The organism is Bradyrhizobium iriomotense (genome assembly GCF_018129405.1).
GTDB lineage: Bacteria > Pseudomonadota > Alphaproteobacteria > Rhizobiales > Xanthobacteraceae > Bradyrhizobium > Bradyrhizobium iriomotense_B.
On sequence record NZ_JAFCLP010000002.1, the window covers coordinates 298027 to 320817 of the forward strand.

21 protein-coding genes are annotated in these 22791 nt (G+C 64.8%); 4 read left to right on the forward strand and 17 right to left on the reverse strand.

The window, feature by feature from the left end:
- Nucleotides 1-84: 84 nt before the first annotated feature.
- Nucleotides 85-1821 (reverse strand): adenylate/guanylate cyclase domain-containing protein, encoded by a 1737-nt coding sequence (locus JQ592_RS06120; protein ID WP_211402005.1) that lies wholly within the window; start codon nucleotides 1819-1821, stop codon nucleotides 85-87.
- 317 nt (nucleotides 1822-2138) lie between these two features.
- Here JQ592_RS06120 and JQ592_RS06125 point away from each other — a divergent pair, with 317 nt between their 5' ends.
- Nucleotides 2139-4325, forward strand: a complete 2187-nt coding sequence (locus tag JQ592_RS06125) for a lytic transglycosylase domain-containing protein (protein ID WP_211402006.1) — start codon at nucleotides 2139-2141, stop codon at nucleotides 4323-4325.
- A gap of 83 nt (nucleotides 4326-4408) precedes the next feature.
- On the opposite strand, the gene JQ592_RS38210 is transcribed toward JQ592_RS06125, so the two are convergent.
- From JQ592_RS38210 to JQ592_RS06140, 3 genes are all read right to left on the reverse strand, one after another.
- A complete protein-coding gene (locus tag JQ592_RS38210) occupies nucleotides 4409-4570 on the reverse strand; it encodes a hypothetical protein (protein ID WP_246820195.1) in 162 nt (53 codons plus the stop codon).
- A 205-nt stretch (nucleotides 4571-4775) separates the two neighbouring features.
- Nucleotides 4776-4964, reverse strand: coding sequence for a hypothetical protein (locus JQ592_RS06135; RefSeq protein ID WP_211402558.1), 189 nt, complete (start codon nucleotides 4962-4964; stop codon nucleotides 4776-4778).
- A complete protein-coding gene (locus tag JQ592_RS06140; RefSeq protein ID WP_246820197.1) occupies nucleotides 4961-5332 on the reverse strand; it encodes a hypothetical protein in 372 nt (123 codons plus the stop codon). The genes JQ592_RS06135 and JQ592_RS06140 overlap by 4 nt, the downstream gene beginning before the upstream one ends.
- Before the next feature lie 710 nt (nucleotides 5333-6042).
- Here JQ592_RS06140 and JQ592_RS06145 point away from each other — a divergent pair.
- The 3 genes from JQ592_RS06145 to JQ592_RS06155 all read left to right on the forward strand — a co-directional run bounded on the left by JQ592_RS06145 (nucleotide 6043) and on the right by JQ592_RS06155 (nucleotide 9610).
- Nucleotides 6043-8472, forward strand: coding sequence for a PAS domain-containing sensor histidine kinase (locus tag JQ592_RS06145; protein ID WP_211402521.1), 2430 nt, complete (start codon nucleotides 6043-6045; stop codon nucleotides 8470-8472).
- On the forward strand, nucleotides 8469-9134 hold the full coding sequence (locus JQ592_RS06150; RefSeq protein ID WP_211402008.1) for a response regulator transcription factor: 666 nt from the start codon (nucleotides 8469-8471) through the stop codon (nucleotides 9132-9134). The genes JQ592_RS06145 and JQ592_RS06150 overlap by 4 nt, the downstream gene beginning before the upstream one ends.
- Before the next feature lie 89 nt (nucleotides 9135-9223).
- Nucleotides 9224-9610: a response regulator transcription factor gene (locus JQ592_RS06155; RefSeq protein ID WP_211402009.1), complete on the forward strand. Its 387-nt coding sequence runs from the start codon at nucleotides 9224-9226 to the stop codon at nucleotides 9608-9610.
- 59 nt (nucleotides 9611-9669) lie between these two features.
- Here the strand turns inward: JQ592_RS06155 and JQ592_RS06160 are convergent, their stop codons facing one another.
- From JQ592_RS06160 to JQ592_RS06220, 13 genes are all read right to left on the reverse strand, one after another.
- A complete protein-coding gene (locus JQ592_RS06160) occupies nucleotides 9670-10641 on the reverse strand; it encodes a tripartite tricarboxylate transporter substrate binding protein BugD (protein ID WP_211402010.1) in 972 nt (323 codons plus the stop codon).
- 215 nt (nucleotides 10642-10856) lie between these two features.
- Nucleotides 10857-12098: a threonine synthase gene (locus JQ592_RS06165; RefSeq protein ID WP_211402011.1), complete on the reverse strand. Its 1242-nt coding sequence runs from the start codon at nucleotides 12096-12098 to the stop codon at nucleotides 10857-10859.
- 64 nt (nucleotides 12099-12162) lie between these two features.
- Nucleotides 12163-13584, reverse strand: coding sequence for a dihydrolipoyl dehydrogenase (gene lpdA, locus JQ592_RS06170; RefSeq protein WP_211402012.1), 1422 nt, complete (start codon nucleotides 13582-13584; stop codon nucleotides 12163-12165).
- A gap of 17 nt (nucleotides 13585-13601) precedes the next feature.
- Nucleotides 13602-13835 (reverse strand): hypothetical protein, encoded by a 234-nt coding sequence (locus tag JQ592_RS06175; protein ID WP_183239024.1) that lies wholly within the window; start codon nucleotides 13833-13835, stop codon nucleotides 13602-13604.
- 22 nt (nucleotides 13836-13857) lie between these two features.
- Nucleotides 13858-15198: a pyruvate dehydrogenase complex dihydrolipoamide acetyltransferase gene (locus tag JQ592_RS06180; protein ID WP_211402013.1), complete on the reverse strand. Its 1341-nt coding sequence runs from the start codon at nucleotides 15196-15198 to the stop codon at nucleotides 13858-13860.
- A gap of 62 nt (nucleotides 15199-15260) precedes the next feature.
- Nucleotides 15261-15713 carry a nucleoside deaminase gene (locus tag JQ592_RS06185; RefSeq protein WP_130366521.1) on the reverse strand — a complete coding sequence of 151 codons (453 nt, stop codon included), beginning with the start codon at nucleotides 15711-15713 and terminating at the stop codon, nucleotides 15261-15263.
- A 2-nt stretch (nucleotides 15714-15715) separates the two neighbouring features.
- Complete coding sequence (locus JQ592_RS06190; protein ID WP_027559362.1) at nucleotides 15716-16018, reverse strand: DUF5076 domain-containing protein; 303 nt, start codon at nucleotides 16016-16018, stop codon at nucleotides 15716-15718.
- Nucleotides 16019-16021: 3 nt separating this feature from the next.
- The gene (locus JQ592_RS06195) at nucleotides 16022-17404 is read right to left on the reverse strand and encodes a pyruvate dehydrogenase complex E1 component subunit beta (RefSeq protein WP_211402014.1); all 1383 of its coding nucleotides are present in this window, start codon (nucleotides 17402-17404) and stop codon (nucleotides 16022-16024) included.
- Between the two features lie 29 nt (nucleotides 17405-17433).
- Nucleotides 17434-18456, reverse strand: a complete 1023-nt coding sequence (gene pdhA / locus JQ592_RS06200) for a pyruvate dehydrogenase (acetyl-transferring) E1 component subunit alpha (protein WP_211402015.1) — start codon at nucleotides 18454-18456, stop codon at nucleotides 17434-17436.
- Nucleotides 18457-18735: 279 nt separating this feature from the next.
- Nucleotides 18736-20253, reverse strand: coding sequence for an aldehyde dehydrogenase (gene adh / locus JQ592_RS06205; protein ID WP_211402016.1), 1518 nt, complete (start codon nucleotides 20251-20253; stop codon nucleotides 18736-18738).
- Nucleotides 20254-20423: 170 nt separating this feature from the next.
- Nucleotides 20424-21395, reverse strand: a complete 972-nt coding sequence (locus tag JQ592_RS06210) for a GAF domain-containing protein (RefSeq protein ID WP_211402017.1) — start codon at nucleotides 21393-21395, stop codon at nucleotides 20424-20426.
- A 204-nt stretch (nucleotides 21396-21599) separates the two neighbouring features.
- The gene (locus JQ592_RS06215) at nucleotides 21600-21917 is read right to left on the reverse strand and encodes an FtsB family cell division protein (RefSeq protein ID WP_130366516.1); all 318 of its coding nucleotides are present in this window, start codon (nucleotides 21915-21917) and stop codon (nucleotides 21600-21602) included.
- Nucleotides 21918-22094: 177 nt separating this feature from the next.
- Entirely contained in the window at nucleotides 22095-22646 is a 552-nt protein-coding gene (locus JQ592_RS06220) for an NADPH-dependent FMN reductase (RefSeq protein WP_211402018.1), read from the reverse strand.
- Nucleotides 22647-22791: the final 145 nt, after the last annotated feature.

The following is a 22791-nucleotide window of genomic DNA, read 5'->3' on the forward strand; positions in this document are numbered from 1 at the left end:
CCCCGGAAATAGGTCACGGCGAACATCGTTATGGGGTAGCATCAATTTTCGCTGCCGTACGCAGCGCGAAGAGGATGCCGCTACCTATTTCTGCTCCAACCGCCATGCGCCGTCCCAGCCCGCCTCCGGCGGATTGGCCTCGAACTGCGCGATGCGGGCGAGCAGCGTGCGCGAGGGACCGTCGCCCGGGACGGCTTCGAGTGCCGCGTTGATGGCGGCACGGGCTTCGGCGAAGCGGCAGGCGCGATAGGCGGCGAGACCTTCGGCATAATGCTTTCGCAGGCTCGCTTGCGCTTCGGTCAGCGCGCCAGCCCTGCCCATCACCTCGAAGATCGCCTGCGGCGCGCTCTGGCCGGCGACCGCGAGACGATCGATCTCGCGCAGCTCGAGATGCGGGCCGATCGCATCCGCCGTCGCCTGCGCGATCAGGATGCGGGTGCCGTAGACCTTGTTGACGGCCTCGAGCCGCGAAGCGAGGTTCACGGCATCGCCCATCACGGTGAAGCTCATCATCAACTCGGAGCCGATGCTGCCGGTCAGGACCTCGCCGGTCGCAATGCCGATCCGCAGGTCGCACAGTGCGGGCATGGCGCGGATCCCGAGCAGATCCGGCAGCTGCTTCTGCAGCGCGGGCACCTCGTCGGCCATCTCGACGGCGGCAAGGCCGGCGAGCAGCGCCGGCTCGTCCCCTTCGATGAAGGGCGGCCCCCAATAGGCCATGATGGCGTCGCCGATATATTTATCGATCACACCGCGATTGTTTCTCACGGGAGCGGACATGACCGTGAAGTAGTGGTTCATCACCTTGACGAGGCCGCGCGGGGTCATGCCTTCGCTCATCGAGGTGAAGCCGCTCATGTCGCAGAACATGATGGTCATCACCCGGCGCTGGCCGTCGATGGCGACCTCCGGCCGCTCGATCAGGCCCTGCACCACCTTGGGATCGATGTAGCGTCCGAACGTCTCGCGGATGCGCTCGTTGTGGCGCAACTGTTCGATCATGCGGTTGAAGGCGGCGGCAAGCTCGCCGATCTCGTCCTGGGTGGAGACCGTGATGGGCTTGTCGAACCGGCCCGCCTCGACCTCGCGGGTGCCGGCGAGCAACAGCCGCACCGGACGCGTGATGCCGCTGGAGACCAGCAGCGCGAAGGCAAATCCGACCACTGCCGCGAGCACGGTCACGATGCCGGATACGATGATCGCCTGGTGCTGATGGCTGATCACCTGCGACGTGCTGACGAAGACCTGCTTGAGCATGTCGGCGCGGATGGCGTCGATCTTCTGGTTGAATTGGTCGCGCAGCAGGTCGATGTGCTCGAGCGTGATGCGGGCCTCCGCCATCTGCTGTGCCTCGATCTGCTTGAGGAGTTTTGCGTGGTCCTCGCTCTGGTCGCGACGCAGCTCGGTGACGGCGGTGTCGATGCGGATATCGATCCGTGCGAGTGCCGCATTGTCGGACGGCGTCCTGGGATCATCGATGATCGCATTGATCAGCTTGCGCGCGCTCTCGGCCTCTTCCTCGATCTTGCGGTCCGCTTCCTCGAACTCGCGCAAGCGCGCCGCGTAGGCCTCCTCGTCCGAGGACGCCTGCATCTTCATCATCACCATGCGCCGCAGCGCCACCGCCCGCTCCAGCGAGCGGATGTTGGCGCGCGCCAGGTCGCCATAGGCCGGGATGTAGCGATTGGTCAGCTCGTCAAGGAGGATTCCGACCTGGCTCGACATCACCATCGACAGGATCGAGGTGACCAGCATCAGAACGATGAGTCCGAGGGCGATGCCGACGATCTTGCGCCGGATCGACTGGTTGAAAAGCGGCATAGGTGCGGGCAAAGGCTGAAAGGACCGATTGGGAACGCAATATACCGGATTTGGCGGCGGGAACACGCGCAATCCGGCTGCGGTGACGCTCCAAACCGCGCACAACCGTCGCGCGAGCCCAAATCGTTAACAAAGGTTAAAACGCCTGCCCTTTTCTCCTTTGCGGAAGTTCCCTCGCCTCATCCGTATTTTGCCGCATTGTTGCGACAGCGTGAGAAATGCGAAACGATGCCGTGGCATCGTTTGGTGTCTTTGATTCTCAAGCCGCATACGATCGCGGACCTTGGTTTGTAGTGGTTTCGCAGGGGGACCATCCAATGAACCAGTGCCTACGCTCGCTCGCGTGTGTCGTTGCCGTGGCCGCTTTGGCCCTCCTTCCGTCGGAGCTGGCGGCGAAGAGCAGTCACAAATCGTCTGCGTCGAAGAAGACGCATGAGGCGAAAGCCGGCAAGCATCGCCATGCCGCGGCGAAATCCCGTCACGGCAAGCATGCCGAGGCCAAGCGCAAGTCGAAGAAGCAGGACGACGAGCCCGCGGACAAGCCGGCCGCCCCGCCGCTCACCGGCGATCTCGCCGCGCTGAAGGACGCGATCGATCTGGCGCGCAAGGGCAAGACCGACGACGCCAGCGCGGCGCGCGACCGCATCGCCGACCCCGCCGGGCAGAAGCTCGCCGACTGGTTCATGCTGCGCCACTCCGAGAGCACCGCGAATTTCAAGCGCTACGCCGGCTTCCTCGCCGCCAACCCGGACTGGCCGAGCAGCGCGCTTCTGCGCCGCCGCGCCGAGGCCCGGCTGTGGCAGGAGAAGACCGACGCCGCCACCGTGCACAAATTCACGATGGACCGCCCGACCAGCGCCAAGGGCAAGTTCGCGCTCGCCCGCGTGCTGCTCAACGAAGGCGAGACCGACAGGGCCGCGCGGCTCGTGCGCGAGGCCTGGCGCACGGACGAGCTCTCCGAGCGCAGCGAGGAAGATTCCTACGAGGCGTTCCGCGATCTGCTGAACGCCGACGATCATCGCGCCCGCATGGACAGGCGGCTCGGCGCCAAGGACTACGCCGGCGCAAGGCGCGCGGCAAAACGGCTCGGCGAGGATGCACTCGCGATCGTCAAGGCCTGCGCCGCCGTCACCGGCAAGGCGAACAAGGCCAAGGACTATCTCGACGACGTCGCGAGCGAGGCGCGCCGCGATCTCGGCTATGTGCTGTGCCGCGCGCAATGGCACCTCCAGAAGGACCGCATCGACGATGCGGCCGAGGTGATCCTCGCCGCCGCGCCCGACACGATGGCGGCGCAGGACACCGACGCCTGGTGGCGCGAGCGTCGCCTCCTGGCGCGCAAGCTGCTCGACCAGGGCAAGTTCAAGACCGCTTACGACGTGGTCCGCGCCGCGGCGGTGCCCGAGAAGGAAGTCTACCGCGTCGACTATCACTTCATGTGCGGCTGGATCGCGCTGCGCTACCTCAACGAGCCCAGGACGGCGATGGTGCATTTCGCTGCGATCGACGAGGGCTCGGCCAATCCGATCGCGCTGTCGCGCGCGCATTACTGGCGCGGCCGTGCGGCGGAAGCCATGGGCGCGACCGCCGACGCCCGCACGAGCTACAAGGCCGCCGCGCGCTATTCGACCGCCTATTACGGCCAGCTCGCCCGCACCAAGCTCGGGCTCGACCGTATCGAGCTGCGTGCGCCGTCGCCGGTTCTGGCATCTGCCGACACACCACCTGCCGACGATCGCGTGCGCGCCGCCGACATGCTCTACGGGATCGGCGAGCGTGACATGGTGTTCTACTATGCCGAGGATTTTGCCAAGGAGAGCACCGACGTCGCAGCGCTCGAAGCGCTCGGCGAGCTCGCCGGACGGCGCAACGATGCGCGCGTGATGCTGGAGGTCGGCAAGTCGGCGCTGGCGCGCGGGCTCGCGCTCGACCATTACGCCTTCCCGACCATCGGCATCCCCGAGCACAAGCAGGTCGCCCCCGCGATCGAGACCAGCGTGATCTACTCGGTGGCACGCACCGAGAGCTCGTTCGACCAGCGCGACAAGTCGCCCGCCAATGCGGTCGGGCTGATGCAGGTGACGCCGGAAGCAGGCCGCGACACCGCAAAACGCTTCGGCCTGACCTATGACTGGGACAGGATGGTCTCCGATCCCGTCTACAACACGCAGATGGGCGCGGCCGAACTCAGCGCGCTGCTGTCGGAATATCGCGGCAACCAGATCATGACCTTCGCCGGCTACAATGCCGGCCGTGGCCGGGTGCGCGAATGGGTGCAGGCGCGCGGCGACCCCAGGGATCCCAATGTCGATCCGGTCGACTGGGTCGAGCGCATCCCGCTGTCGGAGACGCGCAATTACGTCCAGCGCGTGATGGAGAACGTGCTGGTCTACCGCGCAAGGTTCGAGAGCAGCGGCATGGTCGCCTCGAAATCCGAGCAGCGCGTCACGACGCAGGAAGTGAGCGCGGAGCCAACGGTATCGGCCGCAGCCCCGTCGCCCTAGCCTCGCGACCGCCGGGGCTGGATGCGGCGCGGGCTGGACGCGGTGACTGCGGCCGACGACTCTGCGCGGCCGGCATCGAGCAGCTAGCGGTCACCTCCTTCCGTGATCAGAAGGTCGTACTCGCGCAGATAGGCCTCGGCCAATGAGCGCGACAGCGCGCCCATCTGAATCATCCAGCTCAAGCTCGCGATTGCCGTCAGCACCGCGATCGCCTCGAACGGGCTGCGGGGCCACAGCATGTTCATGGCCGTCTGCTGGCGGTAGCAATCGTAGTCGCAATATCGCTCTTGCTTGGACACATGCCGGACGTAACTCGAACCCAGCGGCCGGTCGCATGCACTGCAGACGGCGCCGTGGCGAGGATGTTCCTGATTGACGAGCATGAATCTCAATGCCGTGTCCTCTCCTGCCGATGGAATCTCCGCCGATGCGTCCCGCCGGCCTCTCTGCTCAGGATGCCGCGCGCGTACGCGCCTCGATCAACGACGCTGCTTCCTGGTGAATCGCGTAGCATTCGTAGCCGCAGTAGCGCAGCAGTGTCCTGGCGTCGCGCAGATAGCCGCCCTCGATCTCCTCGCAGCACCACAGGCACGACGTCTTGCGGAACGGGGTCCTGCCGTTCACCAATATGAATCTCACGTGGCACCTCCCAGCGCGAAGCAGTAGACCGTGTCGACCAGAGAGGCGGACGGCGGCGGCGCGCAGATATGGTTGCGGCCGTCGGGATTGTCCCTGTTGCGCTCGACCTTCTGGGACGGAATCAGGATGTATTTCCCGTCCTCCCGGCGCCGCGCGTAGATCCTGCCGTCGACGTAGCGTATCTCGGTCGGGTAGCAATCCGCATTGTTGCAGCAGCTCAGAACCGGGTTGTCCGGCATGTGCCAGTTCGAATAGAACTTCTCGTGCAGCAGCTGATCCTGAGGCGGATGGTGACGATGCGAACCATCCCGTGCGACTTCATCGGCCTTCACGCCCGTCAGCAGCGGAAGCGGCAGCGCGATCGCCAACAGGAGCTTGCAGCCACGGTTCAACTCACAGCCTCCGGACGAAGAAATGGCCTGACGGGCTAGGTGCGGCAGCCGATCGTCATGCCGCCTGACATCGGAACAGCCAGCTGCGGTCGCGTTCGCGACGCGCCCTGAAGCGGTCGAGACATTTCCGCGAGCAGAGCGGCGTCCGCCAGGAGTAGTATCGGATCAGGCCAAACTTCCCGGCACAGACGGCACAGCCTTTGGACTCGGGACGGCGCTCGGAATACTCGGGGCTATCGCACATCATCCTCTCCTCTTGACCTCTTGGGGTCCTGGCTTCCTCGTGCGCAAATGCAGGGGTCGCCACGGTCGTCACGGAAAATGCGGCTTCTCAATCGTTGGGACGCAGAGCCTGGCTCTTTTGGGGGCAACACGCCGAGCTTTTCGGCAATTTGTGCTCCGCAATCGTCTCCTCTCGATTGGCCGCAAGACTAGGCTCCTCGCAACGCCCCGCTCAATTGTACGGAGGTAAATGTGCGCTAGAACTAGGGTTGTGCGAGCTATACGTAGGTTTGTGCCGTAGTTTTCCGGACCTCCGCCCCACCTGCGCAACGAGACGGCGCAACGCGCGCAAGCTGCACGGCAATCGGGAATTCTGCCGAGAGTTCGACTTTGGTCGGAGGGAATTGCCCCTACTATGGCAAAGTGCTCTACTCGCCTTGACGCTGGCGAGCCGGACGCTTGCGATGATGCCTGGCCAGATCATGAAAATCGGGAATTCGGCCGCACAATTCCTGCTCGGCGGCCTTGCGGCGCTTCGATCATTCGGCAACGGTGAGAAGGACGGGCCCGCGGTCGCAGACGCCGCGCGGCAGAACACCGATCTGCGTGACGCCATGAAGCAATGGCGCGAGGTGTTCGAGCACAATCCGGTCATGTACTTCATGGTCGATCCGGCCGGAACGGTGCTCAACGTCAATACATTCGGCGCCGCACAACTGGGCTACACGACGGACGAACTGATCGGCCAATCCGTGCTGAACGTCTTCTTCGAGGAAGACCACGACTTCGTTCGTCAATGCGTCGCCTTGTGCCTTAAGACCGTGAACCAGTCGCACACCTGGGAAATTCGCAAGTTCCGGAAGGACGGCTCGGTGCTCTGGGTCCGTGAAAACGCCAAGGCGATGCTGCGCGGCGACGGCACGCCGATCCTGCTGGTCGCCTGCGAGAACATTACCCAGCGCAAGGAGGCGGAGGATGCGCTGCGGCAGAGCGAGGCCTATCTCGCCCAGGCTCAGGAATTGAGCCACACCGGCAGCTTCGGCCTGCACTTCGCGACCGGCGAAGCCGTCTGGTCGAGGGAGACCTTCCGCATCTTCCAGTGCGACCCGGCGACGAAGCCGACCCTGCGCTTCGTCTTTCAGCGCATCCATCCGGAGGACCGCGATAGGGTTCGCAGCACCCTTGATCGGGCCTACCGCCGGGCGGAGGATTTCGACCACGAATACCGCCTGCTGATGCCCGACGGATCGGTCAAATATCTCCATTCCGTGGCGCGCGTGGTTCGACATCCATCGGGGCGCATCGAGTTCGTCGGGGCGGTGACCGATGTCACGATTGCCAAGGAAGCGGAACAGAGGCTGCGTCGCAGCGAAGCCTATTTGAGTGAAGCCCAACGCCTCAGCCATACGAGCAGCTGGGCCTGGGACGTTCATCGTCAGGAGTTCGCCTACCGATCGGCTGAACTCTACCGCCTGTTCGGGTTCGAGCCGGACCAAATCGATGTTCCCGCCCGGGCTTTTCAGCAACGTATCCTGCCGGAGGACTTTCAGCGCATTGTCGAGATGGAGCGCGAAGCTATCAGGCAGAAGCAGCCCTTCCAGATCGACTTCCGGATTGCCCGCCCCGACGGTTCGATCAGGCGCGTCCACAGCGAGGGACATCCCGTGTTAGGCCACGACGGCGAGGTGAGGGAAATCATCGGTACGCACGTGGACGTCACCGAGCAGCTCGCGGCAAAGGATGCGCTGCATAAGGCGTTCGACGAGCTCAAGGCATCCGAGCAGCGATTCCGCGACTATGCCGAAACCGCATCGGACTGGTTCTGGGAGACCGGCCCGGACCACCGCATCACGCGGATATCGGAACATGCCGATACCTCCAGCGCCGCGCCGACGGGCTGGATCGGCCTGACCAGTTGGGTCATTCCACCCGATTCGGAGCTTGAGCCGGAGAAGTGGGAGCAGCATCGCGCGGCGCTCGATGCCCGCCTTCCGTTCCGCGATCTGATCTACCGCAGCAGGGATCGTAATGGCTCTCCAATCTACGTGCGCACCAGCGGCAAGCCCTTCCATGACGCCCAGGGCAATTTTCTCGGCTATCGCGGCGTCAGCAGCGACATCACGGCGGCGATCCGCGTCGAACAGGCGGAAGAGGCGCTGCGCAAAGCGCAAGGCGAACTCGCCCATGTCACGCGCGTCACGACGCTCGGCGAGCTGACCACCTCGATTGCCCACGAAATCACCCAGCCTCTTGCCGCGGTGATCTCCAATGCGGACGCCTGCATGGCCTGGCTCGACCGCGAACCGGCCGATCTGAAGGCCGCGCGCCGTTCCGCCGAATGGATCGTCGAGGACGCCCATCGGGCGAGCGAGGTGATCCGCCGGATCAGGGCACTTGCGAAGAAGACCGAGATCGAAGTCGTTCCACTCGACATCAACCAGGTCGTCAGGGAGGCAGTGGCGCTCGTTCGGCGCGAGCTCGCGACCCATGCGGTGTCGGTGCGGATGGAGTTGGCATCCGACCTGCCGCAGATCTGCGGCGACCGGATCCAGCTCCAGCAGGTGCTGATCAACCTGGTGATGAACGGCATCGAAGCGATGCAGGGCAATGTCGACCGCCCGCGCGAGGTGGCGATCCGCTCGTGCCGGGCGGACGACGACGACGACCGCCTGCTCCTCACCGTGACGGACCGCGGTATCGGCCTCGGCAAAGACGTCAAGGAGCGCATCTTCACCCCCTTCTTCACGACGAAATCGGGCGGTCTGGGAATGGGACTCTCGATCTGCCGATCGATCATCGAGGCTCACGCGGGTCGGCTTTCGGCCTTTCAAAATGAGGGGCGCGGTGCAACATTCCAGATCGCCCTGCCCTTGCCACACAAGGACACGTCGTGACCGACCATGCCAAGCAGACCGAGGGGAGCGCCGGCGATCCGATCGTCCTGATCGTCGATGACGATCCGTCGATGCGCCGTGCGCTCACCAATCTCTTTCAATCGGTCGGTCTCAAGGTCGAAGCCTTCAGTTCGGCGGCGGAGATCATGGAAGCCAAACCGCCTGCGGTCCCCAGTTGCCTCGTGCTCGACATCCGCCTGCCGGGCTTGAGCGGCCTCGACCTCCAGGCCGACCTCGCCAAGGCCAATATTCACACGCCCATTATCTTCATCACCGGTCACGGCGATATCCCCATGACCGTGAGAGCCATGAAAAGCGGCGCCGTCGATTTTCTGACCAAACCGGTGCGCGACCAGGACATGCTGGATGCGGTGCAAGCGGCGATCGAACGGGATCGCAAGCGGCGCGATGCCGAGAAGTCGATCTCGGGTGTGCGATCCCGTTTCGAGGGGCTGACGGCACGCGAGCGCGACGTCCTCGCCCTGGTTGCATCCGGCCTGATGAACAAGCAGGTCGCCGCCGAGCTCGGATTGGCCGAAATCACCGTGAAGATCTATCGCGGGCAGATCATGCGGAAAATGGGGGCGAAGTCGTTGGCCGATCTCGTCAGAATGACGGACGCGCTCGGAATCCCGCGCAATAGGGGTCACCTGCAAACCTAAGTATGCTTTCCAAGCTCGCTCTTGTGGCCCACCTTCCCTCAAGCGGCTGAACCGCGGCCGGCGGCTCCCCCGTTGCAGGAGCGATCATCTTGTCAGTGTCTTCGATCATTTCCGTCATTGATGATGATCCCTCCGTTCGTCTTGCGACGAACAACCTCCTGACGTCGCGAGGATACACGGTCTACACCTTTGGCTCCGCTCACGAATTTCTCCAATCCGCCGAACTGGAGGCGACCTCCTGCGTGATCGCGGACGTGCAGATGTCGGCCATGAGCGGTGTCGAGCTGTTGACCCATATGCGCGGCCTCGGGCGCATCACGCCCTTCATCTTCATGACGGCCTTTCCGGACGAGGCCGTGCGCGACCGCGCGCTGAAGGCCGGCGCGATCTGCTTTCTCGCCAAGCCGTTTTCAACGCGAGCCCTGATCGAGTGCCTGGAGACGGCATTGTCTGACGCCGGTGAGGCCACGATGTGATGCGGCAGCGCCGCATCCCGCCGGTCCCCACGGCCGGGACATTGTGGGCTGCGTGGCCCTCAATCCACCTTGATGTTGGCCGCCTTGATGATCGGCCACCATTTTGCGATCTCGGCCTTTTGCCGCGCACCAAGCGCCTCTGGGGTGAGCTGGTCCTGCGGCGTCATCTCAAGACCCTGGCTTTCGAGCTGCTTCTTCACGGCGGGATCGTTCAGCGCCTCCACGGCCGCGGCGTTGAGCTTCGCCACGATCTCCTTCGGCGTGCCCTTCGGCACCCACATGCCCGACCACAGTGTCATGTTGAAGCCTTTCAGGCCCGCCTCCTGCGCAGTCGGGATATCGGGCGCGGAGGCGAGGCGCTTGTTGTCGGTGATGGCGTAGGCGCGGATGGTGCCAGCGCGGACCTGGTTGATGGAGTTGGAGGTCTGGTCGACGATGATATCGATCTGGCCGGCGATCAGGTCGTTCAGCGCAGGCGCGGTGCCGCGGTACGGGACGTATTGCAGCTTGATGCCGGACACGCTCTCGAAATAAACGCCGGCGATGTGGCTGCCGGACCCTGCGCCGGCCGTGCCGGCGGTCGGCGGCGACGGCCGCGACTTCAGCCATTCGATCAGTTCTTTCAGCGAGGTCGCGGGCACCGCATTCTTGCTGACCACGATCATCGGATTGCTCGGCAGCAGCACCACGGGTTGGAGGTCCGTGACGAGATCGTAGCTGAGCTTGTAGACGGCGCCGTTGGCGACATGGGTGCCGAGATGGCCGAAGGAGATGGTGTAACCGTCGGGCGGCGATTGCGCGGCTCGCCCGACGCCGATCGAGCCGCCCGCGCCAGTGACGTTCTCGATCACCAGCGGCTGGCCGAGCGAGGTCCGCATCCGCTCGGCGAGCACGCGCGCCATCGCATCCGACGGGCCGCCGGCCGCAAAGGGAACGATGATGATGATGGGGCGCGAAGGATAGTCGTCGGCGCGCGCGGCGCTTGCAATAGCGAGAATACCGATCAGTCCGGCCCAGACGGCCTTCTTCATTGTGTTCTCCCCAGCGATGTCTTTGTTGTTTTTTTCTTCACCTCGCCCCGCTTGCGGGGAGAGGTCGAATTCGTGCGCGGCGCCAATTCGGGTGAGGAGCTTCCGCAAATTCAGCTGTCACCGTCCCCGCGGAGACTCCCTCTCACCCCAACCCTCTCCCCGCAAGCGGGGCGAGGGAGAACTACGAGCTCGCCCGCAGCCTCTTTTGCGCGGCGCTAGAACTGCGCGTAGTCGATCGGCTTGTGGCGATCGAGCGTGCGAGTGACCGGCGGCAGCGGATATTTCAGGCCGGTCGCGCAGTTGAACAGCATCACGCGATCGGTCTTGCTGACGCGGCCGTCGGCAAGGCTCTCCTTGTAGGCGGCGTAGGTGGCGGCGCCCTCCGGGCACAGCAGCAGCCCCTCCTCGCGCGCGACCTCGTTCAGCGCCGCCGAGATCTTGTCGTCGTCGACCGCAATGGCAAAACCCTTGCTCTCGCGCACCGCGCGCAGAATGAGAAAATCGCCGATCGCCTGCGGCACGCGGATGCCCGACGCAATGGTGTGAGCGTCCTCCCAGCGCGTCGCATGCTCGGTGCCGGCGTCGTAAGCCCGCACCATCGGCGCGCAGCCCGAGGCCTGCACCGCGACCATGCGCGGGCGCTTGCTTCCAATGAAGCCGATCTTCTCGAGCTCGTCGAACGCCTTCCACATGCCGATCAGGCCGGTGCCGCCGCCGGTCGGATAGAAGATCACGTCGGGCACGTCCCAGCCGAGCTGCTCGGCGAGCTCCAGGCCCATCGTCTTCTTGCCCTCGATGCGGTACGGCTCCTTCAGCGTCGAGGTGTCGAACCAGCCGACCTTTGCTTTCCCCTCGCCGACGATCTTGCCGCAATCGTCGATATAGCCGTTGACCCGGTAGACGGTCGCGCCCTGGAGCTCGATCTCGCTGACATTCACCTCAGGCGTATCGGCCGGGCAGAAGATCGTGGTCTTGATACCGCAGGACGTGGCGTAGGCAGCGAGCGCTGCGCCGGCATTGCCGTTGGTCGGCATCGCCATGTGCTTGATGCCGAGCGCCTTGCCCATAGACACCGCCATCACGAGGCCGCGGGCCTTGAACGAGCCGGTCGGCAGGCGTCCCTCGTCCTTCACGATGATCTCGCCGCCGCCGAGCTTCTTCCCGAGCTTCGGCAGCCGGATCAGCGGCGTGGTGACCTCGCCGAGCGAGACGATGTCCTTGCATTTGCGCACCGGCAGCAGCTCGCGGTAGCGCCACATGTCGCCGGGCCGCTGGGCGAGTGCGTCCTTGGTCAGCGCCTTCTTCACGCCCGCGAGGTCGTAGCGCACCAGCAGCGGCTTGCCGGCCTTGGAGAGATTGTGGACCTGATCGGCGGCGTAATGATCGCCCTCCATCGCACATTCAAGATGTGTGACGAAGGTCGGGCGTTCGATGGTGAGATTGTCGTTGTCGTGCATGGGATGATTTCCTTCTTATTCTGCAAACGGCTCTCTCCGCTCGTCATTGCGAGCGCAGCGACGGTCAGATATTCAACACCCGTCCATACGCGTCCAGCACGGCTTCCTTCATCATCTCCGACAGGGTCGGATGCGGGAACACCGTGTGCATCAGTTCTTCTTCCGTGGTCTCCAGGTTCATGGCGACGACGTAGCCCTGGATCAGCTCGGTCACCTCCGCGCCGACCATGTGGGCGCCGAGCAGCTGGCCGGTCTTCTTGTCGAAGATGACCTTGACCAGGCCCTGATCCTCGCCGAGTGCGATCGCCTTGCCGTTGCCGACGAAGGGGAAGCGGCCGACGCGGATCTCGCGGCCGTTCTCCTTGGCCTTGGCTTCCGTCAGGCCGACCGAGGCGACCTGCGGGTGGCAATAGGTGCAGCCCGGGATCATGTTCTTGTCCATGGGATGCGGGTGCAGGCCCTTGATCGCCTCGACGCAGATCACGCCCTCGTGCTCGGCCTTGTGCGCGAGCATCGGGGGACCAGAGACGTCGCCGATGGCGTAGATGCCGGGGACATTGGTCTTGCCGTAGCCGTCGATCACGATGCAGCCGCGGTCGGTTTTGACACCCAGCTTTTCCAAGCCGAGATTCTCGATGTTGCCGACGACGCCGACCGCCGAGATCACGCGCTCGAATTCGGTGGTGACGGGCTTGCCCTTGCCGTCGTCGATGGTGGCGACGACGCTGTCGGCCTTCTTCTCAAGCTTCGTCACCTTGGTCGAGGACATGATCTTGATGCCCTGCTTCTCGAAGCGCTTGCGCGCAAGGCCCGCGATCTCGGCATCCTCGACGGGCAGGATCTGCGGCAGCACCTCGACGACGGTGACGTCAGAGCCCATGGTGTGGAAGAAGGAGGCGAACTCGATGCCGATCGCGCCGGAGCCGACCACCAGCAGCGACTTCGGCATCCGCTCCGGCACCATCGCCTCGAAATAGGTCCAGATCAGCTTCTTGTCGGGCTCAAGCCCCGGCAACACGCGCGGCCGTGCGCCGGTCGCGACGATGATGTGCTTGGCCTGGTAGGTCCCTTCGCCCAGCGCGCCCTTCGGGCCCTCGACGTCGGACTTCTTCACCGTGACCTTGCCGGGCGCGTCGATCGAGGCCGCGCCCCAGATCACGCTGACCTTGTTCTTCTTCATCAGGAAGCCGACGCCGTCGTTCAGCCGCTTGGAGACGCCGCGCGAGCGCTGCACCACGGCCTTCGGATCGAACGAGACCTTCTCCGCCGACAGGCCGTAGTCCTTGGCGTGCTGCATGTAATGATAGATCTCGGCCGAACGCAGCAGCGCCTTGGTCGGAATGCAGCCCCAGTTCAGGCAGATGCCGCCGAGATAAGATTTTTCGACGATCGCCGTCTTGAGACCGAGCTGCGCGGCGCGGATCGCGGTGACATAGCCGCCGGGACCGGAGCCGATGATGATGACGTCGAAGGATGTGTCGGCCATGTCGGCTCCCGTTCAACTCAAGAGTCGCCGCGGGCGCGGCGCTTGACCAGAAAAGACCTCACCAGCCATTCGAGCAGCACCGCGAGGACCATGATGGCCAGCGCGGTGAGCACGATGGGCTGGGCGATGTTCCGTGCCAGTTGCTCACCGGCAAAGAACGCAGAGTGAAGAAAATCGAGCCCAACCGGGTTGAGCGCGACGACGGCTCCAAGCAGCAGCGATATCCATGGCCAGCGGGTCCGGACATGCAAAATTGCCCCCTCTGCCGCCGCGTCAGACCATCATCATCACAGGATTTTCGATCAGCTGCTTGAAAGCGCCGATCAGCTCGGCGCCGAGCGCGCCGTCGATGGCGCGGTGATCGCAGGACAGGGTCACGCTCATCATGTGCGCGATCTCGATCTTGCCGCCACGGACGACCGGCCGCTCCTCGCTGGTGCCGACCGCGAGGATGGTCGCATGCGGCGGGTTGATCACGGCGGTGAAGTGGCTGATGCCGTACATGCCGAGGTTGGAAACGGCCGTGGTGCCGCCCTGGTACTCCTCGGGCTTCAGCTTGCGCGAGCGGGCCCGCGCGGCAAAATCCTTCATCTCGTTGGAGATGGTCGACAGCGTCTTGGTCTCGGCCTTGCGGATGATCGGCGTGATCAGGCCGCCCGGCATCGCCACGGCAACGCCGACGTCGGAATGATGGTGCTTGACCATGCCACTCTCGGTCCAGCTCACATTGCAGTTCGGGATCTTCTGCAGCGCGACCGCCATCGCCTTGATGACGAAGTCGTTGACCGAGATCTTGTAGAGCGGCTTCTTCTCCTTGTCCTTGGGAGCAGCCGCATTGATCTCCTCGCGGGCGACGAGCAGCTTGCCGATGTCGCAGTCGATGGTGAGATAGAAGTGCGGGACGTTCTGGATCGACGCGGTCAGGCGCTGCGCGATGGTGCGGCGCATGCCGTCGTGCGGGACGATGTCGTAGGAGCCCGGCTCGAACAACGACAGGATCTGCTTGTCCGACATGGTCGGCGCGATCGCGGGCGCGCCTGACGGCGCCGCGGCGGGCGCCTTGAGGCCCTTGCCGGACTTGGCCTGCTCGACGTCGCGGGCAACGACGCGGCCGTGCGGGCCGCTACCTGATATCATCGAGACATCGATGCCGGCATCCTTGGCCAGACGGCGGGCCAGCGGCGACGAGAATACGCGGCCGCCATGGCCGTTGCTTTGCGCAGCCGGCGCTGCCGCCTGCGGCGCAGGAGCCGGCGGTGCGGCCTTGGGAGCGGCCGGCGCGGGAGCCGGTGCGGCAGCGGGAGCCTCAGCAGCCTTCGGCGGCGCGGCCGAAGCGCTGGGCTTGGCGCTGCCGGCGGCCTTCACGTCCTCGCCTTCGCCGGCGAGCACGGCGATCACGTCGTTGACCGGAACGTCCTGCGTGCCCTCGGGCACCAGGATCTTGGCGATCGTGCCCTCGTCGATCGCCTCGACCTCCATGGTCGCCTTGTCGGTCTCGATCTCGGCGATGACGTCGCCGGATTTGACCTTGTCGCCTTCCTTCTTCAGCCACTTGGCGAGGTTGCCCTTCTCCATCGTCGGCGAGAGAGCGGGCATCAGGATGTTGATGGGCATGCTGACCTCAAGAAGAACTTTGCAAAACGTCGTCTCCGACAGCGGAGACGAACAGACCAGGTTTAGTTGCCGATGTCGCCCTGCCACAGGCGCTCATTGGCAGGGATGGAACGCCAATTCTTCATCATGGTGATGGAGCGGTCGTCGGCAAGGTCGATCCAGGGGATGCCGAACTTGTCGAGGATGTCCTTGGAGCCCGGGAAGGTGACGGACTCCCCGATCACCACCAGCTTGACCTTGAACAGCGCGAGCGCGCCGGCGCACATCGAGCATGGCGACAGCGTGGTGTACATGACGGTGTCGTGGAACGTGATCGCGCCGGCTTCGCGCAGGCAGCTCATCTCGCCGTGCAGGATCACGTTGTTCTCCTGCACGCGGTTATTGTGGCCGCGGGCGATGATCTTGTTGTCGCGCGTCAGTACGGCGCCGATCGGCAAACCGCCCTGCGCGATCGAGGTTTCCGCCTCGCGGATCGCCTCCAGCATGAAGTCGAAGTGGTAGGATTCGATCGCCACTTTCAGTGCCCCTTCCCCCGCGGCGTCGTGGTGCCGGTGTCCGTGGGACGCTCGATCTCGGCCTGGAACATGTCGAGGATCCGGTTCAGCGCGTCCTCCTCGGTATATTCGCTCTCGCGCGCATAGGCGCGCGCGGCGTGGCGGGCGAGATCGACGAGCAGCAGGCCCCACATGTCGGGCTCCTCGAAGGCGCGCTGGAACGCCATCGACAGCCCGCCATCCAGCACGAACACGCGCAGGATCTCGACCGCATCCTCGCGGGTCATGACGTCGGGCGGCAGTGGCTGCTCCTTCGGGCCCGCCATGGTCTACCTGTAGCAGACGGCTTTGGCGGCCCCGACGACTTCCGCCGCCGAGGGCAGCGCGAGCTTCTCCAGGTTCGAGGCATAGGGCATCGGCACGTCCTTGCCGGAGACCCGCGCGACCGGCGCATCGAGATAGTCGAAGGCGTTCTCCATGATGCGCGCGGCGATCTCGGCGCCGACGCCGCTCTGGGCCCAGCCCTCCTCCACCGTGACGGCGCGGCCCGTCTTCTTGACCGAGTTGACGATGGTCTCGGTGTCCATCGGACGCAGCGTGCGCAGATCGATCACCTCGGCCTCGATGCCGTCCTTGGCGAGCTCGTCGGCGGCCTTGAGCGCATAGGTCATGCCGTTCGACCAGGAGATGATGGTGACATGGCTGCCGGAGCGGACGATGCGCGCCTTGCCGATCGGAATGATGAAATCATCGAGCTTCGGCACTTCGCCGGTGTGGCCGTAGAGCACCTCGTTCTCGAGGAAGATCACCGGATTGGGGTCGCGGATCGCAGCCTTGAGCAGGCCCTTGTAGTCGGCGGCCGAGAACGGCGCGACGACCTTGAGGCCCGGAATGTTCGAGTACCAGGCCGAGTAGTCCTGGCTGTGCTGGGCGGCGACGCGCGCAGCCGCGCCGTTCGGGCCGCGGAACACGATCGAGCAGCCCATCTGGCCGCCGGACATGTAGAGCGTCTTGGCCGCGGAGTTGATGATCTGGTCGATCGCCTGCATGGCGAAGTTGAAGGTCATGAACTCGACGATCGGCTTCAGCCCGGTCATGGCGGCACCGACGCCGACGCCGGCAAAGCCGTGCTCAGTGATCGGGGTGTCGATGACGCGCTTGGCGCCAAATTCCTGGAGGAGGCCCTGGGTGACCTTGTAGGCGCCCTGATATTCGGCGACCTCTTCACCCATCACGAAGACGTCCGCGTCGCGGCGCATCTCTTCGGCCATGGCGTCGCGCAAGGCTTCACGGATGGTCTGCGTCACCATCTCGGTGCCGGCGGGCACTTCGGGATCGGGCTCGGCAACGGCCTGCGGAGCGGGCGCGGCCTTGGGCGCGGGCGCTTCGGCCTTCGCTGCGGCGGGCGGCGCGGACTCGGCAGACTTCGCGGCCGGTGCAGGTGCTTTCGCAAGATCAGCCGCGCTCTCACCATCAGCGAGAATCGTCGCGATCGGCGTGTTCACCGCGACGTCGGCGGTGCCCTCGGGAATCAGGATCTTGCCGAGCGTGCCCTCGTCGGTCGCCTCGACCTCCATGGTCGCCTTGTCGGTCTCGATCTCGGCGATCACGTCACCTGACTTGATCGTCTCGCCCTCTTTTTTCAGCCACTTGGCGAGGTTGCCCTTCTCCATCGTGGGCGACAACGCGGGCATCAGCACTTGAATTGGCATATCGACTCCAAAAGAAAGCTTGCGCGCGTTCAGCGGTAAACGTCGGTCCAGAGCTCGGCGGCATCCGGCTCGGGATCATGCTGGGCAAAGTCGGCGGACGCGTTGACGATGTCGCGCACCTCGGCGTCGATCGCCTTGAGGTCGGCCTCGCTGACCTTGGCAGCGAGCAGGCGATTGCGCACCTGCTCGATCGGGTCCTGGTCGTGGCGGATCTTCTCGACCTCCTCGCGCGTGCGATATTTTGCAGGGTCGGACATCGAATGCCCGCGATAGCGGTAGGTCTGCATTTCCAGGATGAAGGGGCCTTTACCGGCACGGCACCAGGCCGCCGCCTCCTCGCCCGCCGCCTTCACGGCGCGGACGTCCATGCCGTCGACCTGCTTGCCGGGGATGTTGAAGGACACGCCGCGCTTGGAGAAATCCTGCTGGGCCGAGGCGCGCGAGACCGCGGTGCCCATGGCGTAGCGGTTGTTCTCGATGACGTAGATCACCGGCAGCTTCCAGAGCTCCGCCATGTTGAAGCTCTCATAGACCTGGCCCTGGTTGGCCGCGCCGTCGCCGAAATAGGTGACGCTGACATTGCCGTTGCCGCGATAGTGGTTGGCGAAGGCGAGGCCCGTGCCGAGCGAGACCTGGGCGCCGACGATGCCGTGGCCGCCGTAGAAGTGCTTCTCCTTGCTGAACATGTGCATGGAGCCGCCCTTGCCCTTGGAATAGCCGCCGCGGCGGCCCGTGAGCTCGGCCATGACGCCGTTGGCCTCCATGCCGGTGGCAAGCATATGGCCGTGATCACGATAGCCGGTGATGACCTGATCGCCCTCCTTCAGGGCCATCTGCATGCCGACCACCACGGCCTCCTGGCCGATATAGAGATGGCAGAAGCCGCCGATGGCGCCCATGCCGTAGAGCTGGCCGGCCTTTTCCTCGAACCGCCGGATCAGGAGCATCTCGCGGAGCGCCTTGAGCTCCTGCTCCCTGGTGAATTCCGGGGGCGAACCGCCGTCGGTTTTGTCCTGTGCAGCGCCTGCGGCGGCTTTCTTGGGTGCGGCCATGGGAATTCCGGGTCAGAGAAAACTTTCGCCCTCTCTAACCCAAGTCAAACGCCCTTGGAAAGCACCGCGGCGGCATGCCACGACTTTCATTATGCCGCACTGCAACGTGATCGTAATATTGCAAAATGTTTGGCGCTGATCGGGCAACAAATTGCTGCCGGGGAACGGCACGCGCAGATTCGTGGCCGCGTCAAGAAACGCCCGGTCAACCAAATCCCGACATTTGGAACGGGCGACGCCGAAACGGCGCCGCCCTCTCCTCCGATCAGATCTTGCCGATCAGAAGAAGCCGAGCTTCTTCGGGCTGTAGCTGACCAGGAGATTCTTGGTCTGCTGGTAGTGATCGAGCATCATCTTGTGGGTCTCGCGACCGACACCCGACTGCTTGTAGCCGCCGAAGGCCGCATGCGCGGGATAGGCATGGTAGCAGTTGGTCCAGACCCGGCCGGCCTGGATCGCGCGGCCGAAGCGGTAGCAGCGGTTGGCATCGCGGCTCCAGACGCCGGCCCCGAGGCCATAGAGCGTGTCGTTGGCGATCGCGAGCGCCTCGTCATCGGTCTTGAAGGTCGTAACCGAGACGACCGGGCCGAAGATCTCCTCCTGGAAGATGCGCATCTTGTTGTGGCCCTCGAACACCGTCGGCTGGACATAGAAGCCCTTGGCGAGATCGCCGCCGAGCTCGGCGCGACCGCCGCCGGCCAGCACCTTGGCGCCCTCCTGCTTGCCGATGTCGATATAGGAGAGGATCTTTGCGAGCTGCTCGCTCGAGGCCTGCGCGCCGATCATGGTGTCGGCCACGCGCGGATCGCCCTGCTTGATCGCGGCGACGCGCTTCAGCGCCCGCTCCATGAAGCGGTCGTAGATGTCGGCGTGGACCAGCGCCCGGCTCGGGCAGGTGCAAACCTCGCCCTGGTTCAGCGCGAACATGACGAAGCCCTCGATCGCCTTGTCGAAGAAGTCGTCGTCCTCGGCGGTGACATCCTTGAAGAAGATGTTGGGCGACTTGCCGCCGAGCTCCAGCGTGACCGGGATGAGGTTCTGGCTGGCATATTGCATGATCAGCCGGCCCGTCGTGGTCTCGCCGGTGAAGGCGATCTTGGCAATGCGCGGGCTGGACGCCAGCGGCTTGCCGGCCTCGAGGCCGAAACCGTTGACGATGTTGAGCACGCCCGGCGGCAGCAGGTCGGCGATGATCTCGGCCCAGACCATGATCGAGGCCGGGGTCTGCTCGGCGGGCTTGAGCACCACGCAATTGCCGGCGGCCAGCGCAGGCGCAAGCTTCCAGCAGGCCATCAGCAGCGGGAAGTTCCAGGGAATGATCTGGCCGACCACGCCGAGCGGCTCGTGGAAATGATAGGCGATGGTGTCGTGATCGATCTCGCCGATCGAGCCTTCCTGGGCGCGTACCACGCCGGCGAAATAGCGGAAATGGTCGATCGCGAGCGGCAGGTCGGCGGCGCGGGTCTCACGGATCGGCTTGCCGTTGTCCCAGGTCTCGGCAACCGCGAGGCGCTCGAGATTCTCTTCCATGCGGTCGGCGATCTTGTTCAGGATCGCGGCGCGCTCGGCGACGCTGGCGCGGCCCCAGGCGCCCTTGGCGGCATGCGCCGCGTCGAGGGCCGCCTCGACGTCCTGCGCGTCGGAGCGCGCGATCTTGCAGACGATCTGGCCGTTCACGGGCGAAGCATTGTCGAAATACTTGCCGGCAGCCGGCGCGACGAACTTGCCGCCGATGAAATTGTCATAGCGTTCGGCGAAGGGATGCTGGGCGACGCCCAGGAATTCCACCTTGTTCATTGATCACTCCCGATGTTGCTGTTTGCGATTGTCGTCGTGTGTTCACGACTTGCGCCGACGATGATGCGGGAGATGTTTTCTGTCAGCCCGGGGAAAAACGATGGCGGAGCGGACCTGTCGCAGTTCTGCGACAGATGATGCGGGCACCCGTCATTGGAGGAAACAACGGCTCAGTGGCTCAGCTCGAACCGCTTGAGCTTGCGGTGCAGCGTGGCGCGGCTGACGCCGAGGGCCTTGGCGGCGGCGGAAACATTGCCGCCCGCGCGGAGCAGCGCCCGCTGCAACACTGCGCGCTGACCGCCGGCGAGGTGGTCGCGCGCGATATCGCCGCCGAGCAGATCGGCCGCGGGCACTGGCCGCAACGGGCGGCCGGGCGCGATCCCAAGTCCAATACCAAGTCCCACCCGGGCGGAGCGGGTCGCGCCGATCACGAGATCGTCCCCATCGACGGCCACGAGGCCGCCGCACTGTCCGTCCGCAGCCGGCGTCAGCACGATGCGGGCATGGGCGAAGGCGCGGCGGAACAGGTCGGCCTCGATACGTTTGGCCGCCTCGCCCGCCGCCAGCGCGATCAGACTGGAAAACGCATCGGTACGGTCGGCGCGGCAGGAGGAGACGTCGAGCACACCGGCAAAGGCCGCCTCGTGGTCGTAGATCGGAACGGCGGTGCAGCTCAGAAGTGTGTTGCGGGTGAAGAAGTGTTGGTCTCGGTCGATCGTCAGCGGCCGCTGCTCGACGACACAGGTGCCGATGCCGTTGGTGCCCTCGTGCTCCTCGCTCCAGAGCGCGCCGGTCCACAGGCCCCAGGATTGGAACGTCGCATCGTCCGCGGGCGTGCCGCGACGGTCGACCGGCACCCCCTCGCCGTCGGCGAGCAGCACGCAGCAGCCGGCGGCACCCACCGCCTGGTAGAGCCGGTCCATGGCGCCTTGCGCAGCGGCCAGCAGCGGCGCGATGCGCTCGCGCGCCTCGCGGAGTTCCACCTCTGTCAGCCGCTTCGGCAGGCCGCGGCCGGAGGGGTCGAGATGATGCAATCGGGACGAACGGCGCCAAGAGGCCACGAGCGCGGAGCGAGCCGCCTGGCCTGATGCGATGGCGGCCTCGACACGGGCCGCGTGATGCTGGGGGGCTTGCCCATTCATCACCGTTTCCTCCGGGTGGCATTCTTAAGACGTGCCGACGCCGCCGGATTGATCCTCGTCAATTTTGGGGGCAGCGCGCCGCACAAGCCGTGCCCCCGCCGGCGCAGCCCCGTCAAGGCGGCCGCCTTGCGACCTTGGTGTGATGGAGAAGCAACTGCCGGTCCGAGCCAGCTTTCGAGGCCAGTTTCGAATGGCGCGAAAACGCTAGTTCGGGGGGATCATCCGGACGAGATCATGCGGATTGACGTAGTCGAGCTGGAACCGGGCCCGCTCGTCCAGCATGTCCGGATCGATTCTCGAGGTGCGCAGCAGCGAGACGCGCTGCTCGCTCCTGGCGCGCTCGCGCTTGAGCTGCGCCAGCTCGCTCGTTAGCGCGATGATCTCCTGGTCGAGTTCCTGGCGCGCGTTGAGGCCGTATTTGCCGGTATAGGCGTTGACGCCGAAATAGCCGACGATGGCGGCCGCCATCGCATAGAGGGCAAGACCGGTCAGGATCGATTTCAGGCGCGCGCGGGAGACCATCTTGGGAAGATGGGGCAGCTTGGTTAAGGGAACGCTAATTTTGAGCAAGCTGTCATTCCGGGGCGATGCGCAGCATCGAACTCTGGTGCGCAATTGCGCACCTGAGAATCTCGAGATTCCGGGTTCGGCTCTTCGAGCCGCCCCGGAATGACAAACCTATCGGCTGGCCGTTCAGCCTCACCCGTGATGCTTCGCCACGTGCGCAGCGAAGGCATCGATGTAGGCCTGAAGCACACCCTTCAGCGAGTCCTTGGTGAGGTTGCCTTCCGCATCGAAGGCATCGCCGACGGCGTTCAGGTAGGTCTCGGGCTGCTGCATGATCGGACCGGCGATGCCGGGCAGGATGTTCTGCAGCGTCTTGGCCGCGCTGACGCCACCGAGCGGTCCCGGCGAGTTCGAGATGATGCCGACCGGCTTGCCATTGAACGAGCTCTTGCCATAGGGCCGCGAGGCGACGTCGATGGCGTTCTTCAGGGCGCCCGGAATGGCGCGGTTGTATTCGGGGGTGATGAAGATGACGCCGTCGGACTTCTGGAGCTTGTCGCGGAAGGTCAGCCAGTCCGCGGGCGGCGCGGCCTCGAGGTCCTGATTGAAGAAGGAGATGCCCGCCGGCGTGATGACCTCGAGCTTGAGCGAGGCCGGCGCGAGCTTGGCGAGCGCATTGGCAAGCTTCAGCGAAAAGCTGTCTTTGCGCAGGCTGCCGGCGATGACGACGATATTGTAGGCCATGGGGTGTCCTTGAAACCTTGAGGGGAAGTGCCGTGCGGCACTTAAGCGATCCGGATCGATGGATGCAAGTGCATGAACCGGTCCGATTTGGAAACGCTGCGTTTCGCGAAAGCAGACGTTGAGGCCCTGCTACCGTAGCCCGGAT